Annotated in this window: 14 protein-coding genes; 5 read left to right on the forward strand and 9 right to left on the reverse strand. The window is 69.7% G+C overall.

Translation table 11 applies throughout. The features are described from left to right. The first annotated feature begins 278 nt into the window (after positions 1–278). Complete coding sequence (locus tag ABD810_RS15570; RefSeq protein ID WP_344939608.1) at positions 279–1,784, forward strand: S1 family peptidase; 1,506 nt, start codon at positions 279–281, stop codon at positions 1,782–1,784. Positions 1,785–1,851: 67 nt separating this feature from the next. Here the strand turns inward: ABD810_RS15570 and ABD810_RS15575 are convergent, their stop codons facing one another. The 3 genes from ABD810_RS15575 to ABD810_RS15585 form a co-directional block, all read right to left on the reverse strand. Continuing rightward, positions 1,852–2,190, reverse strand: coding sequence for a YciI family protein (locus tag ABD810_RS15575; RefSeq protein ID WP_344940027.1), 339 nt, complete (start codon positions 2,188–2,190; stop codon positions 1,852–1,854). A gap of 206 nt (positions 2,191–2,396) precedes the next feature. Further along, the gene (locus tag ABD810_RS15580) at positions 2,397–2,822 is read right to left on the reverse strand and encodes a GNAT family N-acetyltransferase (RefSeq protein ID WP_344939610.1); all 426 of its coding nucleotides are present in this window, start codon (positions 2,820–2,822) and stop codon (positions 2,397–2,399) included. A 37-nt stretch (positions 2,823–2,859) separates the two neighbouring features. Continuing rightward, positions 2,860–4,941 carry a HelD family protein gene (locus ABD810_RS15585; protein WP_344939613.1) on the reverse strand — a complete coding sequence of 694 codons (2,082 nt, stop codon included), beginning with the start codon at positions 4,939–4,941 and terminating at the stop codon, positions 2,860–2,862. 217 nt (positions 4,942–5,158) lie between these two features. Here ABD810_RS15585 and ABD810_RS15590 point away from each other — a divergent pair, with 217 nt between their 5' ends. After that, complete coding sequence (locus ABD810_RS15590) at positions 5,159–5,452, forward strand: hypothetical protein (RefSeq protein WP_344939615.1); 294 nt, start codon at positions 5,159–5,161, stop codon at positions 5,450–5,452. 234 nt (positions 5,453–5,686) lie between these two features. Here ABD810_RS15590 and ABD810_RS15595 read toward each other — a convergent pair whose 3' ends face one another. The 4 genes from ABD810_RS15595 to ABD810_RS15610 form a co-directional block, all read right to left on the reverse strand. Continuing rightward, positions 5,687–7,333, reverse strand: a complete 1,647-nt coding sequence (locus ABD810_RS15595; protein ID WP_344939617.1) for a DNA repair helicase XPB — start codon at positions 7,331–7,333, stop codon at positions 5,687–5,689. Positions 7,334–7,457: 124 nt separating this feature from the next. Then, positions 7,458–8,093, reverse strand: coding sequence for an MgtC/SapB family protein (locus ABD810_RS15600; protein ID WP_344939619.1), 636 nt, complete (start codon positions 8,091–8,093; stop codon positions 7,458–7,460). A 70-nt stretch (positions 8,094–8,163) separates the two neighbouring features. After that, positions 8,164–9,696, reverse strand: a complete 1,533-nt coding sequence (locus ABD810_RS15605) for a class I adenylate-forming enzyme family protein (RefSeq protein ID WP_344940030.1) — start codon at positions 9,694–9,696, stop codon at positions 8,164–8,166. 99 nt (positions 9,697–9,795) lie between these two features. Beyond that, positions 9,796–12,231 (reverse strand): helicase-associated domain-containing protein, encoded by a 2,436-nt coding sequence (locus tag ABD810_RS15610; RefSeq protein WP_344939622.1) that lies wholly within the window; start codon positions 12,229–12,231, stop codon positions 9,796–9,798. Positions 12,232–12,467: 236 nt separating this feature from the next. Between ABD810_RS15610 and ABD810_RS15615 the strand changes: the two genes are divergently transcribed. After that, entirely contained in the window at positions 12,468–13,523 is a 1,056-nt protein-coding gene (locus tag ABD810_RS15615) for a hypothetical protein (RefSeq protein ID WP_344939624.1), read from the forward strand. Here ABD810_RS15615 and ABD810_RS15620 read toward each other — a convergent pair. Then, a complete protein-coding gene (locus ABD810_RS15620) occupies positions 13,471–14,115 on the reverse strand; it encodes a TetR/AcrR family transcriptional regulator (RefSeq protein WP_344939626.1) in 645 nt (214 codons plus the stop codon). The genes ABD810_RS15615 and ABD810_RS15620 overlap by 53 nt on opposite strands. A 111-nt stretch (positions 14,116–14,226) precedes the next feature. On the opposite strand from ABD810_RS15620, the gene ABD810_RS15625 reads away from it, so the two are divergent. Together ABD810_RS15625 and ABD810_RS15630 are read left to right on the forward strand one after the other, a co-directional pair. Then, on the forward strand, positions 14,227–14,850 hold the full coding sequence (locus ABD810_RS15625) for an HAD family hydrolase (RefSeq protein WP_344939628.1): 624 nt from the start codon (positions 14,227–14,229) through the stop codon (positions 14,848–14,850). Positions 14,851–14,913: 63 nt separating this feature from the next. Continuing rightward, positions 14,914–15,312: a cold-shock protein gene (locus ABD810_RS15630; protein WP_344939630.1), complete on the forward strand. Its 399-nt coding sequence runs from the start codon at positions 14,914–14,916 to the stop codon at positions 15,310–15,312. A gap of 15 nt (positions 15,313–15,327) precedes the next feature. On the opposite strand, the gene ABD810_RS15635 is transcribed toward ABD810_RS15630, so the two are convergent. Next, positions 15,328–16,956 (reverse strand): MFS transporter, encoded by a 1,629-nt coding sequence (locus ABD810_RS15635; protein ID WP_344939633.1) that lies wholly within the window; start codon positions 16,954–16,956, stop codon positions 15,328–15,330. Positions 16,957–17,098: the final 142 nt, after the last annotated feature.

Genomic DNA, 17,098 nt, shown 5'->3' on the forward strand with positions numbered 1-17,098 from the left:
TGTGCGTGGCGACTCGGTCACTCGTTGAGATCGCCATCGATCCTTGGACATCCGCCGTATCGCATTCTTGGTGAGCGGACCTCGCTTCACTGTGCGGTCGCCGATCCCCCACCTGTCCACTCGACATCGGTCGACGTGTTCACCGGCGTTTTCGTCCGCGTGGCGTGCGTCTTCGCGGCTGACCGCTGAGCTAGGGTGACGTTGCCCGTCGCGCATGATCATTTTGCGTTATGGGCGATCTCCCCCCTCATGCCTAGCCGAGGTCGAGGAGAGAATCTATGTCGCACAGACCTGCCCTTGTGACGGGATGCACCCTGACGATCGTCGCACTCACCCTGGCGGCCGTACCGGCCGATGCCGAAAGCCGGGCGGCAGGCACCGCCATGACCAGGCCGTCCGCGCGTAAACCCCCGCCGGGTATGCTGGAGGCACTCCAGCGCGACCTCCATCTCAGCAGTTCACAAGCCCAGGCCCGCCTGTTGAATGAGGCCCGACTGACCCCGATCGCGGGGCAGCTGAGCAAGAAGCTCGGCAGCCGCTTCGGTGGCGTCTGGCTGCGGGGAAATAGTGCGCACACCCTGGTGGTGGCCACCACCAGCGCCGCCGACATCCCCGAGATCATCGGCGCGGGTGCCCAGGCCGAGATCGTCACCAGGTCGCTGACGGAACTCGCCAAGGTCAAGGAGAAGATCGACCAGGCAATGATCGGCAAGCCACTGGTGTCGGGCGCTCGCTACGTCGACGTCAAGCGCAACAAGGTGGTCGTCCTGTCGCCGAAAGTCGACGACGCCGTGGGCGCCGTCCTGAGCGCCGGCGTGGACACCGGCGCGGTGCTCGTGCTGCCCTCCACGGAGGCCCCCCATCCCCTGTACGACCTGGTGGGCGGCAACGCCTACTTCATCGGCACCACCAGTCGCTGTTCCATCGGGTTTCCCGTGGTCAAGGGCGCCCAGAATGGATTCGTCAGCGCCGGCCACTGCGGCACGACCGGCGCCACCACCACCGGCTTCAACCGCGTCGCCCAGGGCGTCTTCCAGGGGTCGAGCTTCCCGAACAACGACTACTCCTGGGTCGCCGTCAATGCCAACTGGACGCCCACGCCGACGGTGGACAACGGCGAGAACGGCACCGTGCCCGTCGCCGGCGCCAGGGTCGCCATCGAAGGCGCCTCGGTCTGCCGGTCCGGCTCCACCACCGACTGGCACTGCGGCGTCATCCAGCAGCGCGACGCCAGCGTCACCTACCCCCAGGGAACCGTCTTCGGACTGACCCGCACCAACGTCTGCGCCGAACCCGGTGACTCCGGCGGCTCCTTCATCTCCATCGACCAAGCCCAGGGGGTCACATCGGGCGGCTCGGGCGACTGCAGCACCGGCGGCACCACCTACTTCCAGCCGATCGGTGAGATCCTCACCGCCTACGGGCTGTCGCTGAGGACCACCGCCGGCAATCCCCCGCCACCGGCCACGGGCACCTGCACCGGTTACCCCAACACCTTCACCGGTAGCCTGACCAACGGCCAGTCCGTCTACCAGCCGAAGAACCTGTACTACTACTCCACCGTCGGCGGGGTCCACACCGGCTGCCTGGACGGTCCTGACGGCGCCGACTTCGACCTGTACCTGCAAAAGTGGAGTGGCAACGCCTGGCAGACCGTCGCCACCTCCGACAGCGCGGGGCCGGACGAGAAGATCACCTACACCGGTACCGTCGGCTACTACCGCTACAGGGTGACCTCGTGGGCCGGCTCCGGCGCCTACACCCTGGGTTTCAAGAGACCGTGACCCACTCCGCCTCCACCCTTCGCCCCCGTCTCCGTCACCGCGGGGGGCGGGGGCGGGGCGAACGGGGTCAGGAAGAGGCTTCCCAGACCGGTCTGACCTCGATGCCCGCGCCGATCGGGCAGTGCCTGGCGATGTCCAGGGCCTCGGTGAGGTCGGCGCAGTCGATGAGGTAGAAACCCGCGAAGTCCTGTCGCCGTTCGACGAACGGAGCCTCCACGGTCACGACGCCGTCGCCGGCGGGGCGTAGCGTCACGGCGTTCTGCGCCGGATGCACCGCCTCTCCGGAGAACGCGACACCGCGCTCCTTCAGCAACCGCGCGAACGCCAGGTGCTCGGCGAGGGCGTCCTGCATGTCCTCCTGGGACACCGAATCCCAGTAGTTCTCGGGATCGAACAGGAGCAGCATGTACTTCACGCGAATCCCTCCTCGTGGGGGCGTAGCACAGGGCCGTGGCACCACGGTGACGGTCGCCTCGCCCGGCCGTCATCCCGGGTCACCTGGCCGGGCACATCTTCGACGACGTCCACACGGTCGGGGGAAAGGTCCTCTTTCCCCTGAAATAGTTGAAAGCTGTATCAACGGAGACGGAGGCGACCCGTGTCATGGCCTGCCTACGATCCGGCCGATGGCAGGTGCTTGACCCAGCGTCCCCACTGGGGTTGCCGTGCGTACCCGGCGGAGGTCCAGGCGGGATGGGCCAACACGTTGTCGTCCAGCACCATGGCGTCGGCGCGCATCCCGCCGTACCGGACGAACCGCTCCTCGGCGGCGTCGAGCAGCGCGCGGGCGATGCCCTTGCGGCGGTGCGCGGGATCGACGGCCAGACGGTAGAGATGGCAGCGCCATCCGTCCCACCCGGCGATCAGAGTGCCGGCCATCCGGCCGTCGACCTCGGCGATCAGGAGCGCCTCGGGATCGCGCTCGATCAGGCGGCGAACGCTATCGGCTGATTCGCGCCGGTCTGTTCCTTCCGCCGCCTCGCGCCAGAAGGCCAGTACGGCCTCGGCCTCACCCTGCACGCCGTTGCGTATGACCATGCTCAGCTTTGCCATAAGAAGCGAAACTAACAGAGGCTCAGGCCAGCTGGGCCGGGAGATCGCGGGTGTGCACGACCGTGAGAGAGGTGACGGCCCGGGTGAGGACGACGTAGAGCCTGGCGAGGCCGCGGGCCTCGGCCTCGACGATGTCCGCCGGTTCGACGACGACCACGTGGTCGTACTCCATGCCCTTGGCGAGCGAGGCGGGAACGACCGAGATGCGCTGCTCGGGGGAGGAGTCCGGCCCGAGCAGATCGTGGGCGACGCCTTCCGCCGTCAGCGTGTTCACCACGGTGGTGGCGGAGCCGTCCGCCGCTATCACGCCGATGGAACCCTCGTGCCCGACGGCCTGCCTCACGGCCGTCAGCAGGGCTTGCGGCAGGTCGGCCGTCCGCCGTACGGACAGCGAGCCGGCGCCCGGTCGCAGTGAGCGGGGAGCGGCCAGGGTGGGAGCCACCGAGGAGAGCAGGCGGGCGGCGAAGTCGAGTACTTCCCGGGGGACGCGGAAACCCAGGGTCAGCTCGGTGACTGCGCCCTCGGTGAAGCCGAGATGCCGCAGCACCTCCTCCCACGACCGCGCCGACCACGGGGTCGTCCCCTGCGCGAGGTCACCGAGGACGGTGGCCGAGTTGGTGCGGCAACGACGGCCGAGTGCCCGGAGCTGCATGGCGGAGAGGTCCTGCGCCTCGTCGACGACCACGTGACCGATTATGGGCGTGCGCTCGATCAGGTCGGCCAGTTCGTCGAGCAGTGCCGCGTCCGCCGCGGACCATTTGGCGGACTTCCACGACCGTGGAGGCTTGGGCCACAGCAGGGTCTCCCGCTCCTCGGGCGCCAGATCGCCCTTGGCGGCGCGCGCGAGGAATTCGCCGTCGGAGAGCAGGCGGAACAGGACCTGCTGCGGCGAGACGCGGGGCCAGACCTGGTCGACGAGCTGCTTCACGGGCTTCGAGCGGGCCACCGCGTCCTGCACCCGGTCGTCGGGCGACTCGCCGCGCTGCTCCATCCGTACGAGCACGGCGTGGGCGAGCCGCTGGGCGAGGGCCGCGCGGCCCGGGCCGTAGCGGGTGGTGCCGCGCAGGGACGCGACCATCTCGCGGACCTCGTGGTCGGGCACCCTGAAGCGGTTGACCCCCCGGGTGATCAGCAGGCCCTCTTCGGGCTTGCTGATGTGCATCCAGAGCGCCCGGTGCAGGACGGGGGCCATGCGGGCGTCGCCCTTGATCGCGGCCACGGCCGTGTCCTCGCGGGCGGAGTGGTCGCCCAGGATGCCGGCGACGGTGGTCTGGTCGACCTTCACCTCGCCGAGAGCGGGCAGGACGGAGGAGATGTAGGACAGGAAGGCGCGGTTCGGCCCGACGATCATCACGCCGGACCGCGACAGCTTCTCGCGGTGCGTGAAGAGCAGGTAGGCGGCACGATGCAGGCCGACGGCGGTCTTCCCCGTGCCGGGGGCGCCCTGGACGCACACGGTCTGTCCGAGGTCCGCGCGGACGATCTCGTCCTGGTCGGGCTGGATCGTGGCCACGATGTCGCGCATCGGGCCCGTACGGGGGCGTTCGATCTCCTCCGTGAGGATTCTCGACTCCTGGAGCGGCGCGCCCTGGTCGAGCGGTTCGTCCTCGTACGCCGTCAGGTCGCCGCCGTGGAACCCGAAGCGTCTGCGGCGGCGCACGCTCATCGGGTCGGAGGGACGGGCCTGGTAGAACGCCCGGGACACCGGCGCACGCCAGTCGATCACCAGGGCGCGGCTGTTCTCGTCGTGCACATGGCGGCGACCGACGTGGATGGTGAGGGGAAGATCGTCGACGTCGTCCCGGTCGAGACGGCCGAAGAACAGCGGGGTGTCGGGGTGGTCGGCGAGCGCGGCCACGCGCTGGTCGAGCAGCCCTTGGAGGACCTGCTGGGAAACCCAGTCACCCGCGGCGTCCGCGGAGAGCGACTGGGCGTGCTCGCGCATGGCCCGCAGCGCGGCGCGTGATGTGGCCAAATGGGCGCGCTCGGCCTGGAGGACCGAGGAGGCGTCCGTCGTGAGGGTTCCGCGGGCGTGAGATGGGTCGTCGTCCGGGCTGTTGGAGCTGTCGTCCGATATGTCAGGGGCCAATTGGTGTCCGGGCATGCTGAAGGACTCCTCGGGGGACGGGGACGGCGGACAAAGGCAGCGAACCAACAAGCTTATATGCTCACGCGGCGTCCGCCAGGTACCCGTGGGATAGGAGTCGCTGGACCATGGCACGATGTATTGCTTGTCCGGAGTTTGCCGACTCTTGACCTTTGGGTACGCCGTGAGGGTGACGACGCGTGCCCAGGTGGCGGTCTCTCCAGTTATTCCTGCCGTGGCGAATCTGCTCCTCGGCGGGCTGTGGACGTTCTCGGTCTTCGCGGGGTGGGGGCTGGCCGCGTTCTGCGGAAACGGGGAGTCGCCCGAGTCCTGCATGGACCGGCTGACCATGGTGTCCACCCTGTCGGGACTGTTCGCGTTCGTCGCCGCGACCTGTACGGCCGCCGGTCTGCTACCACCCGTAATGCGGAGATTCCCGGAAAAGTCTTTGGTCCTTGTGGGGATCGCGACCGCTTCCTGGCTAATCGCGCTGGGCGTGCTTTACGTCGGCGGGTTAGTCGGTCGGTGATCTCGCCAACACGTTGCGTTAACGTATACCAAAATCCCGAAAAACCGGGACAATCCTTGTGATTTAGCTAGATCTTAGGGGTATGCCGCTGTTGGCGCCATGGGAGGCAATGGGCGAGGGGGGTGACGTGGTTGAACAGCGCTAAGGGTATTTCGTGGATCTGAATCGTCGTTCTACCGGCGAAGGCTTGCCTGGAAAGAAGGTTTGGGGGGGACGGCGTGCCGCACAGCGAAGTCACTCGCTGGCGAGCACGTCGTCCGCGTCGATGATCTGGTACGCATAGCCCTGTTCGGCGAGAAAGCGTTGCCGGTGCGCCGCGAAATCCTGGTCGACGGTGTCCCTGCTCACCACCGAATAGAATCGCGCTCCGCCGCCGTCCGCCTTCGGACGCAGCACCCGCCCGAGCCGCTGCGCCTCTTCCTGACGTGACCCGAAGGTCCCGGAAACCTGGATCGCGACCGAGGCCTCCGGCAGGTCGATCGAGAAGTTCGCCACCTTGGAGACCACCAGCACCTGGACCTCCTTGTCGCGGAAGGCCTGGAAAAGTCGCTCGCGCTCCTTCACCCGTGTCTCGCCCTTGATGACCGGGGCGTTGAGATGCTCGGCGAGCTCGTCGAGCTGGTCGATGTACTGCCCGATGACCAGCACCTGCTCGCCCGCGTGCCGTCGGACGAGGGTCTCGGTGACCCGGGTCTTGGAAGGCGTCGTCGCGCAGAAGCGGTAGCGCTCCTCGGACTCGGCCATCGCGTAGGCCAGCCGCTCCTGGTCGGTGAGCGTCACCCGGACCTCGACACAGTCGGCGGGTGCGATCCAGCCCTGGTTCTCCATCTCCTTCCACGGCGCGTCGTACCGCTTCGGGCCGATGAGGGAGAAGACGTCACCCTCACGGCCGTCCTCGCGGACCAGCGTCGCGGTGAGCCCGACCCGCCGCCGGGCCTGCAGGTCGGCGGTCATCCGGAAGATCGGCGCGGGCAGCAGGTGGACCTCGTCGTAGATCACGAGCCCCCAGTCGCGGGCGTCGAAGAGCTCGAGATGCCGGTAGACACCCTGCCGCCGGGTGGTCATCACCTGGTACGTGGCGATGGTGACCGGGCGGATCTCCTTCTTGGTGCCGGTGTACTCGCCGATCTCGTCCTCGGTCAGCGAGGTGCGCTTGAGCAGCTCCTGCTTCCACTGGTGGGCGGAGACCGTGTTGGTGACCAGAATGAGCGTCGTCGCCTCGGCGTGGGCCATCGCCGCCGCGCCCACGATCGTCTTGCCGGCGCCACACGGCAGCACGACCACGCCCGACCCGCCGTGCCAGAACGCATCCGCCGCGTCCCGCTGGTACGGCCGCAGAGTCCAGCCGTCCTCGGCCAGCGTGATCGGATGGTGCTCGCCGTCGACGTACCCCGCGAGGTCCTCCGCCGGCCAGCCCAGCTTCAGCAGCGCCTGCTTGATGTTGCCCCGCTCGCTCGGGTGCACGGCCACGGCGTCCTCGCCGATGCGCTCCCCCAGCATGGGCTGGATCTTCCTGGCGCGCAGCACCTCTTCGAGCACGGCCTTGTCCGTGCTGGTCAGCGTCAGGCCGTGTTGGTCGCTCTTCTCCAGCCGGAGCCTGCCGTACCTGGACATCGTCTCGGCGATGTCGACGAGCAGGGCATGCGGCACCGGGTACCGGCTGAAGCCGATCAGCGCGTCGACCACCTGCTCGGCGTCGTGGCCGGCGGCCCGGGCGTTCCACAGGGCCAGCGGGGTCACGCGGTAGGTGTGGACATGCTCGGGAGCCCGCTCCAGCTCCGCGAAAGGCGCGATCACTTTGCGGCACTCGTCGGCTCTCTCGTGCTCGACCTCGAGCAGCAGCGTCTTGTCCGACTGGACGATCAGCGGGCCATCAGACACGATCTTTTCTCCCCGTTTTGCGTAACGGCCACCGTGCCGGCGGTCCCGTCCGCTTATCCAACAAGAGAGCGAGCCGGATCAGTCCCGCTTTCCCGCAGCTTGACGCGCGGCCCCGTGTCATGCGTCAGGAATTGGCGGCGACGACGATGGCGATGCCGATGCCGACGATGAGCAGGACGAAGTTGATCCCGATGCTGATCCAGCACCACTTCAGCAGCGATCGCGCCTGCTGCGGCTGGGTCTCGACCTTGCCCAGCGCGATGCCGGACAGGATGGCCCCGGCGATGCCGCCCAGCGTGACGTAGCAGCTCATGGCCAACACGATGCTGATGACCAGGGCGACGATCGCATGCGTGCGCGTGCCGTCGCTCGCCGCCTTCTGCGGGTATCCGTAAGGGTTCTGCTGGTAGGGGTTGTAGCCATATCCCGGCTGGCCGTACCCGGGCTGGCCGTACGTGGGCTGGCCGTACTCCGGCTGGCCGTACGTGGGCTGGCCGTACCCGGGCTGGCCGTACTCCTGCTGGTTGTAAGGGCTCTGGGCGGCCGTGCCGTAGCCCTGGTCGTACTGCTGCGGGCCCGGCTGGCCGTACGCTCCCTGCCCGTACTGCCGGCCTTGCTGGTCGTACGGTGACTGGGCGGGGTTGTCGTACGGGTCGTGCGATGACGGGCCGCCGTGGGCGTCCTGCCCGCCTTGCGATCCGTAGGGACTTTGCCAGTCCCTCGGGCTCTGGTCGGAGGGCCCGGGAGTGCCGCTGCTCACGTTTGTCTCAATTCTCTGGTTTTCCAGGCAGATCAAACATTTACCACGTTAAGCCCGGCTGCCGTGCCTATCAGGTCAACTCGGAACGCAGGACTTTCCTGTCGATTTTCATGACACTGGTCACCGGAATGGACTCCACGAACCGCACCTCGCGCGGGTACCTCACCCTGCCGAGGCGCTCTCTGGCCCACTCGATCAGGCGCTCGGCCGACACCGTGCCACCAGGCTCCAACTGGACGAAGGCGACGACCTCCTCCCCGAGCCGCGGGTCCTGGCGGCCCACCACGGCGGATAGCGCCACGTCAGGATGCTTGTTCAGAGCGTCCTCGACATCACGCGGGAAGACGTTGAAGCCGCCCCTGATGATCAGATCCTTCTTGCGGTCGACGACGTAGAGGTAGCCGTCGTCGTCCATGCATCCGATGTCCCCGGTGCGCAGTTCGCCGTTCACCACGGCGTGGTCGCTGGTGTTGGGCGAGCGCCAGTAGCCCCGCATGATCGACTCTCCCCGCACGCAGATCTCTCCGATGTCGCCGGGCTCCACGGGCTCGCCGTCGTCGTCCCTGATCGTGAGGGTGTAACCCGGGAGCGGCAGCCCGGCACTGCCGACCTTCCTGCGGTCCAGCGGGTTGACCGTCGTCACCGCGCTCGTCTCCGTCAGGCCGTACCCCTCGACGATCCGCACCCCGGACATGCGCCGCTCGAACTCCACGAGCACCTCGCGCGCGAGCGGCGCCGCGCCGCACGTCAGGTAGAGCAGATCCGGCAGCGGAGTGGTCTCCAGCGGCTCGGCCAGCAGTTCCCGCAGCATGGTGGGCACGACCGCGCCGTACTGTGTGCGGTGCTCGGTGGCGAGCTGCAGGAACGCCTTGGGCGTGAACCACCGCATGAGCACCGTGTGCAGGGGCTCCAGAGCGTGCATCCCGGTGATGGAGATGATCAGGCCGTACGAGTGCGTGAGCGGCACCGGCACGATGGCCCGGTTGACCTCGGGCTGGTAGGTGAGGTCGTGCGCGGCCCTGGAGACGTGCCACAGGCCCGCGTGGCTCAGCATGACGCCTTTGGCGCGGCCCGTCGTGCCCCCGGTGTACATCAGGGCCGCGAGGTCGTCCTCGTCACGGCTCACCGCTCCCGCCTCGGCCGCCTCCTCAAGGTCGGCGAAGCCGCTGATCCGCGGCCCGGCGCCCTCCGCGTCGGCCGCCCGGACCTCGCCGACCACGATCACCGGGATGTCCAGGCCCTCCGTGGCGGCCAGCACGGTCGGCATCAGCTCGGCGGAGACGATCAAAGCACGGGGCTCGCTGTCGATGACGATGTGCCGGAGCTCCTCGGCCGCCACGAGGAACACCACGGGGGTCACGACCGCGCCGGCCGCCCACAGCGCCTGGTAGGCGATCTGCGCTTCCGGGCAGTTCACCAACATCACGACGACGCGGTCGCCGGGCTCCACCCCGAACCCCTTCAGCCCGCCCGTCACGTGCCTGGTGCGTTCCGCCAGGTGAAGGCCACGATGCCAGAACCCCTCGTAGTAGAGCGCGTCGAAGTCACCGAGCCTGTCCCACGATTGTTCCGCCAACCGGCCGAGTGTCCGCTCCGAGCCCATCACGCCTACCTTCTTCCAGGGGATTCACTGCACGCCAACCTGACGGGGTCGGTGAGGGTCGTCAACCCTTGTGCATGCGGATCGCGGTCACCCCGGCGTTCAGTTGACGTCGGCGATGCCGGTGATGCGGTGAAGCGCGAAGCGGTGGACGGCCGCCCGGGTCTCGTCGTACGCGGTGAGATAGCCGCCCTCCATGCGAGCGGGCTCCAGGATGCGGCTGGTCGCATGGCCCTGGGAGTCGAGGTACCCGATCCAGACGCGCGACCCCTGCCGGATCGCCTCCTGCAGGGCCACGATCGTGCCCGTCGAGGGCGTCCGCGGCACCTGCCCGTCGGGTGCCGGCACCGGGTGCCTGCGTGCCAGGTGCGCCTCGTCGCCGGCCCGGATGGCCCGTACGGCCGCGGCCACCAGGTCGGCGTCCGGGCCGGAGACGCCGAGGCCAGGGCGGGTGGCCGACGGCCGCTCCGTGCGCTTGGAGTCGGTGCGGGTCACCAGCACGTCTCCCTCCGACGACTCGGCGACGGGGGAGTAGCCGATCGCGCGCAGCGAGTCGACCACCACCACCCGGGAGCTTCGAGAGGCGATGACGGTGGGCGCCAGCCGGCGCAGGCGCAGGGGCGTGGCGCGCTTGTCGGCCATCATCTCGTCGAGCACCGACGGATCGTCGCAGCGCACGTAGGCGCCGGCGCTGCCCACCCGGATACGCCCGTGCCGGCGGGCCACATCGGTGACCAGGTAGTGCAGCGGCTGGGGGACCGGCGTGGTGGAATGCCGCTCCAGCATCGCCACCAGGTCGTCCGCGCTGGACCCAGCGTCCAGGGCGCGGCGGATCGAGCTCTCGCCGAACCGGTAGACGGTGGCACCGCCCTTGGACTCGATGTCGGCGGCCAGCGCCAGCCACCGTCCCAGCTCGCTGGTCAGCGGGCCGGGGGCGACCGCGGTCAGGTCGGCCTGGAGCACCACATGATCGACGGGCTCCGGCAGCAGCGGCGCCAGAAGCTCGGCGGGTGTGCTCGGCGGGATCACCCTGCCCCGGGCCGGGGACGGCCTCTCGGCCGCCCGCACGGAGCCGGGCAGCAGCCTGCGGCCGAACACCGACATCACCCCGAGCCCGGTGAGTCCGAGCTGCTCGGCCTCCCGCAGGGTGAATTCGACGAGCTGGTCGCGGTAGCCGCTCCGGCGGCGCGGCTGCTCGAACGCCAGCCGCTCGCGCACCGACTCGGGTGAGGGCGCGAGGCCGGGCTCCGCCGAGACGAGCACGCGGAGCGTCCGCAGGCGTACCTCGGCCGCGGCCGGCCTGCGCAGCTCGGGATGCAGGACGTTCAGCAGGCGGTCGCGGTCGTCGCGCTCGCCCACGAGGCCGGGAACGCGATCGCTGGCGAGCCAGGCCGTCGCGAGCACCTCCCACCGGTCTTCGGTCGCCTTCACGCGCCAGCCGTCGTAGGCCGTCGTGGGCAGCCATTCGCCGTCCACGGGCGCGGTCGAGGCGATCAGGCCCGCCGCCTGGGCCACCTCGATCACCAGGGCGGTGATCCACTCGGGCACGTCGAGCACCTGCGTGGTCTTCTTCAGGTCGCGCACGGCCAGCCCGCCCGTGCGTAGCGTGCCCGGCGGGTCGACGCTCCAGTGCTCGCAGAGCTCCTCGACGGTGCGCACGAACGAGAACGCCTGGCTCGCGGCCGTACGGTCGGCGAGGTCCTGGTCACGCTCGGCCCCGTCGAGCGGCGGAGCCCAGGGACGCAGGTCACGATGGACGCGGCCGCCTCGCAGCACCAGCGCCACCTCGCGTGGCAGCACCACGCTCTCCTCGCCCGTGGCGGCGAGCAGCCCGCGGGCGAGGAGCTGCTCGATGGGCGACTGGGCGGTGGCCACGCTGACCTCGCGCCGGGCGTTGGGCAGGCGGCCGGTGGGTGGCCCCCACGCGAGCTCGTCGAGGGCGGCCCGTGCCTGCGGGCCGATGTCGCCGAGCAGGCGTTCGACGACGCTGCCCTCGGCCAGCAGGCCGGCGAGGCGCTCGGCCACCGCCTCCTCGCGACCGGCCCGGCCGCGGCGGATGGCCTGGATCAGCTCCTCGACGCGCTCAGGCGGGTGGTGCCGGAACACCTCGGCGGCCGGCGGCCCGAGCCCGGCCGGGGCCTCGGACACGTCGCGAACGCCCGGCGCCAGGCGCAGCGCCTTGTCGGAGCCGTACACCAGGGCGAGCATGCGGAGCCGGTCGACGGCCTCCCTCAGCGGTCCGTCGAGCTCCGAGGCGTCCCCGGGGGGCATGGACCTGGCGACGGCCTCGTGGAGGCCGGCGTAGGTCAGGCCGGCCTGGTCGTCCACGGTCATGACGAGAAGCGTTTCGACGACGGCGAGGGCGAAGCGGTTGAGACGGTCGAGTGCCCTGCCGGTCGCCGAAGGGCTGGTCGCCCGCAGCACGAGGCCTTCGAGGTGCGCGGGAACGGGGGTGATGAGCTCAGGACGGGCCGCCACCAGGGCGCGCAGCCGATCGTCGGGCAGGCCGCGCAGCCACTTAGTGAAGTCGGTGTTCATCACGCTCCACCGAACCCCCTGTCCACCGTCACCGCACGCCCGTCGTATGCCGCGGCGCCGTCCCTCCATCGTAGGAGCCCACAGGCCATCGCACGCCAGTTGGCTGATCACCGGCACTTTTCGTACGAACGACCTGGAGCCGGCAAGACAGAGCGTCACCTCACTGTCACGACATGCGAGCGTCACCTCTCCTGGTCGGCGGGGATAGTCATTTCTTCGAAAGGGTGCAGCAGGCGATGGGCTGGGGCAGTATGGCGAGGGTGATCGAGCGCGCCGACCAGCTCGTCCTGGAGTACGTCAGCAAGGTGGCGGACGCCGCCCACGGCGTGCTCCGCACCGACCAGCGCCTCGATTTCGTGGGGCGGCTGCGTGCCCGCATCGAGGAGGAGCGACGCGGCAGCGAAGATCTCGCGACCGTCCGCAAGGTGATCGCCAGGTTCGGCGACCCGAGCGCCCTGCTCCAGCGAGAGCTTCAGCGGCTGGCCGCCGTCGAGCAGGAGGCCGCACGCCGAGCCGCCGGTCCGGCTCCCGCGTCCGGCGCCACTCCTACGCGCGGTGTCTCTCGCTCGTCCCGCTCGTCCTCCCCGACGTTCCGGGGATCCCCCTCGCCGCGAGGCCGTTTCGGCGTGACCTCGCCGCCTGCCCGCCCGCCTCAGGTGAGCGACGACTTCGGCGAGTCCGCGACCGAGGTCTTCCCCGCTGTTGTCGACGACTCCCCCGGCGACCGGCCGTCGAGGGTGGTACGGCCGCCCCTGCCGCGTGGCACGGCCGGAGCGCCCCGGGGAGCCTCGCCCGGGCGGCCCGCGCCGCTGGTGGCCCGTCTGCGGCAGGCCGCGATGGCCGGCGCCAATCCGATGGCCACCGACGGGCGCGACGCGCGAACGATCCTGCTCAACGATCGGCGCGAGGTGCTGGCGATGGCCCTGCTCTTCGCCGCCGGGTTGCTGATCCCGTTCCCCCTGCCGTACATCGCGATCTTCCCGGTGCCCGTGCTGGTGTGGGCGGTCGCCGCGCTGACGGTGCTGGCCTGCGAAGGCTGGGTCTTCAAGGACCGGCTGACCGGGCTCGCGTCGCCGGTCGCCGCCTACGTCATCGGAGGCGTGGTGCTCGGCGCCCTGCGCGCCCAAGAGGAGCCCGGTGAGGGGCTGCAGGCGTTCATCGCCTCGTTCTGGCACGTCAGCGGGCTGATGTTCATGCTGGGAGCGGCAGGAGGGGTGGCATGGCTGGCCTACCGCCTGTTCAACCCGCCACCTCCGCCACCCCGGCGGCAGCCGCTGGGGACGGTGCGCTGAGCAGGCCCATCGACAGGCGCACCCACGAGGCCACGAACCGGTCGCGTTCCACCCGGCCGGGCGGCTCTCCGACGGTGTCCTGGAACAACCGGTAGTGCACCACCGCGCCGCCCAGCACCGCGCCGATCGCGGGCCAGTCGAGGTCGGCGTCGGCGTACTCCGGCTGGGCGCGGAACCACGTCGTGATCGCGTCGAACATGGGCTGGAGCAGCCCTTCACGGACGGTGGCCACCAACTCGGGGAACTGGCTGAGGTCGCGGAAGAAGACCCGCGTCAGCTCGCTCTCCTCACGGACCTTCGCCAGGCCGGCCTTGCACAGGTGGGCGAGCCGCTCCTCGATCGGGACCGACGTGCCGATGGCGCCCACCTCGGCGAGCGCTTCGGCGATCTGCGACCGCGTGCGCGTGGCGTGCTCGTTCATCGCGGCGGCGAGGACCTCGTACTTCGACTTGAAGTGCCGGTACAGCCCGCCTGCCCCGGGGGACAGCCCTGCGGCGGCCTCGATCTCGGCGACCGACGTGGCCGAATAGCCCCGTTCGGCGAACAGCCTCAGGGACTCGTCGATGATCCGCTCGCGTGTCGATCTGGTCATGAGTACCCAAGCCCCGTCGATAAGTAAGCCCTTTCTTCCAGCCAAGGGTCCCATAACCGGTAGGGGTACGCGCGGTGCCCCGGGGTTTGGCATCCTTCAAGGGTGCATTCAGTGGGTTTTGATCTTGATTTGACGCTTGCGGACACACGTGCGGGAATCGCGGCGGTGTTCGACGAGGTGGCGCGCCGTATCGGCGTGCCCATAGACAGCACCGCCGTGATCAGCAGGCTCGGCCCGCCGCTGGAACAGGAGCTGACCCACTGGCTGCCGCCCGAAGAGATCCCGGCCGTCGCCGACCTCTACCGCTCCCTGTATCCCGAGATCGCCGTCCCGATGACCACGCCGATGGCGGGCGCCGCCGAGGCCGTGGCCGAGGTGCGCCGCCACGGCGGCCGGGTGATCGTCGTGACGGCCAAGCACACCATCACGGCACGGCTGATCGTCGAGTTCCTCGGTCTGGAGGTCGACGAGGTGGTGGGCTTGGTGTTCGGGGCGGCGAAGGGGACGGCCATCTCCGACTTCGGCGCGGCCGTCTATGTCGGAGATCATGTAGGCGACATCGAGGCGGCCAGAGCGGGGCGCGCGATGAGCGTCGGCGTGGCGACGGGCCCGTACACCGCGGAAGCCCTCCGCGATCACGGAGCCGACGTCGTCCTGCCGGATCTCACGGCGTTCGCGGGGTGGTTCGACGCCTGGCGGATCTCGGAAATCGGGACCGTTTCGACGGTCATGTAATGCCCCGTGTGGGCATAACCTACATCCATTACCATTCATGACAGTCTGAACGAGGTCACCCCTGTGCCTACTGGCAAGGTCAAGTGGTACGACGCTGACAAGGGCTTCGGTTTCCTCACCCGCGACGACGGCGGTGAGGTATTCGTGCATTCCTCAGCGCTCCCCAAGGGCGTCGAAGCGCTCAAGCCGGGTCAGAAGCTCGAGTTCGGCGTGGCCGAGGGCCGCCGTGGCCAGCAGGCGCTTTCGGTCCGCGTGCTGGAGCAGCCGCCGACGCTCGCCAAGACGGTGAAGCCCAAGGGCAAGCGCAAGAAGCCTGACGAGCTCGTCGTCATCGTCGAGGACCTGATCAAGCTGCTTGACGACGTCTCGAACTCCTATCAGCGCGGCAAGCACCCCGATGCCGCCCACGCCAAGAAGATCGCGACCGTGCTGCGAGCCGTCGCTGACGACATCGACGCCTGATCCCCTGACCCACGGTCAGCCGTGCGGGTTGGTCAGGGGCTTGGTCGTGTCGGTCAGCGGCTTGGCGGTGTCGGTCCTGGCGCCGTCCCCGTACGGCTTCGGGGCGTGCGGCCTCGGGTCCTGGGGATTCGCGGCGGCCGAGGCCGGTGACGGTGCGTTCCGTTCCGCGGCCTTCGCGGCCCGGATGCGCTCCGATACGGCACGCAACCGGCGGCGGCGCGTGATGATCAGCCAGGCCAGCGCGGCGACCAGGGCCACCGCGATCACGGCCAGCCCGATCGGCCCCGCGGAACGGCCCGAAAGCAGCGACAGCAGCAGCCCGGCGAGGCCACCGCCCACCCAGGCGATCTGCAGCAGCGCCTCCACCACGCCGAACGTCGACGAGCGCACCTCCTCGCCGATCTCGCGCTGGACGATCGCGTCCAGCGCGAGCTTGCCGACCTCCTGGGCGAATCCCGCGACCACGGCCACCACCAGGGCCGTCCACAGCGAGAAGAAGAACGCGCTGACCGTCGCCGTCGTGGTGGCCAGCGCCAGTGCGAACAGCACGATGATCTGGGGGGAATGGCCGCGCACCCACGAGGCGACCACCGCTCCGAGCAGGCCACCCGCTCCGGCTCCGCCCGCGAGGATCGCGATCATGACTTCCTTGGGGTACCCGCTGCCCCGCAGATGCCCCTCTTGTATGAGGAAGAGCAGGAAGAACAGCAAGAATCCGGAAAGCAGGCGGATCGCGGCGTTGCCGCGCATGGCCTCGGCGACCACCGGGCCGACGTTCAGCAACGTGCGCCAGCGCTGCCTCCTGCCGCCCTTCCCCTCGCCGGCCTCGTATTCCTCTTCTTCCTCGTCGAAGTCCAGGTCCGGCGCGTCCACGTGGCGCGGCAGCCCTACGGCCACGACGCCGGCGGCCAGGAAGATCATCATGGTCCCGCGCAGCATCCAGTCGGCGCCCAGCCACGCGGTCAGGCCGACGGCCACCGGGGCGGCCACTCCGGCCGACACCAGCGAGAACAGGGCGACCCGTGCGTTGGCCGTCACCAGGGTGATGTCGGCGGGCAGCACGCTCGGCATGGTGGCGGCCCGGCACACGTTGTAGGCCTTGGAAAGGACCAGGACGGCCAGCGCGGCCGGGAAGAGGGTGAGCCCGTCCGCCGGGCCGATCGCGGCCGCCATGGCCCAGCACAGCAGCCCGCGCGCGAACAGCGTGCCCGCCATGACGTAACGGCGGCCGGACCTGAACCGGTCGAGCACGGGCCCGACGAAGGGCGCGACGACGGTGAAGGGCACCATCGTGATCAGCAGGTAGAGGGCCACCTGGCCGCGCGCCTGGTCGACGGGCAGCCCGAAGAACAGGGTGCCGGCCAGGCCGACCGTGATGAGGACGTCCCCGGCGCCGTGGGCGGCCGTCAGCTCGATGAGCCGTCCGAGCCCGGTGCGGTCGGCGCCCTGGGCGTGGGTGAGCCTGCGGGTGGCCTGCCGTACACCGCGGCCCGCGCGCACCGTCCCCCTGGCGGCCGTGCGGCTCGCCCCCGCCGTCTTCTTCGCCGCCGTACGACCCGCGCGGAGGGTGCCGCGGCCCGCACCCGCCGTGGCCCGCCCGGCACGTGACAGCGAATCTCTAGCTCGGTCCCAGGAACCCGCCATCACATGCGCGTGGACCGGTCACCGGAGCCGGTGGCCAGGCACTCCACGCTTCCTCCCTTTGTGCGTTCGATCACGTTCGCCTTGGTGATGGATCTCCTGAATCTGGCGTGCCGCTTTGGTTTACAGTCTTACCCGACCCATA

Origin of the sequence: Sphaerisporangium flaviroseum (assembly GCF_039537005.1) — a bacterium.
Lineage (GTDB): Bacteria > Actinomycetota > Actinomycetes > Streptosporangiales > Streptosporangiaceae > Sphaerisporangium > Sphaerisporangium flaviroseum.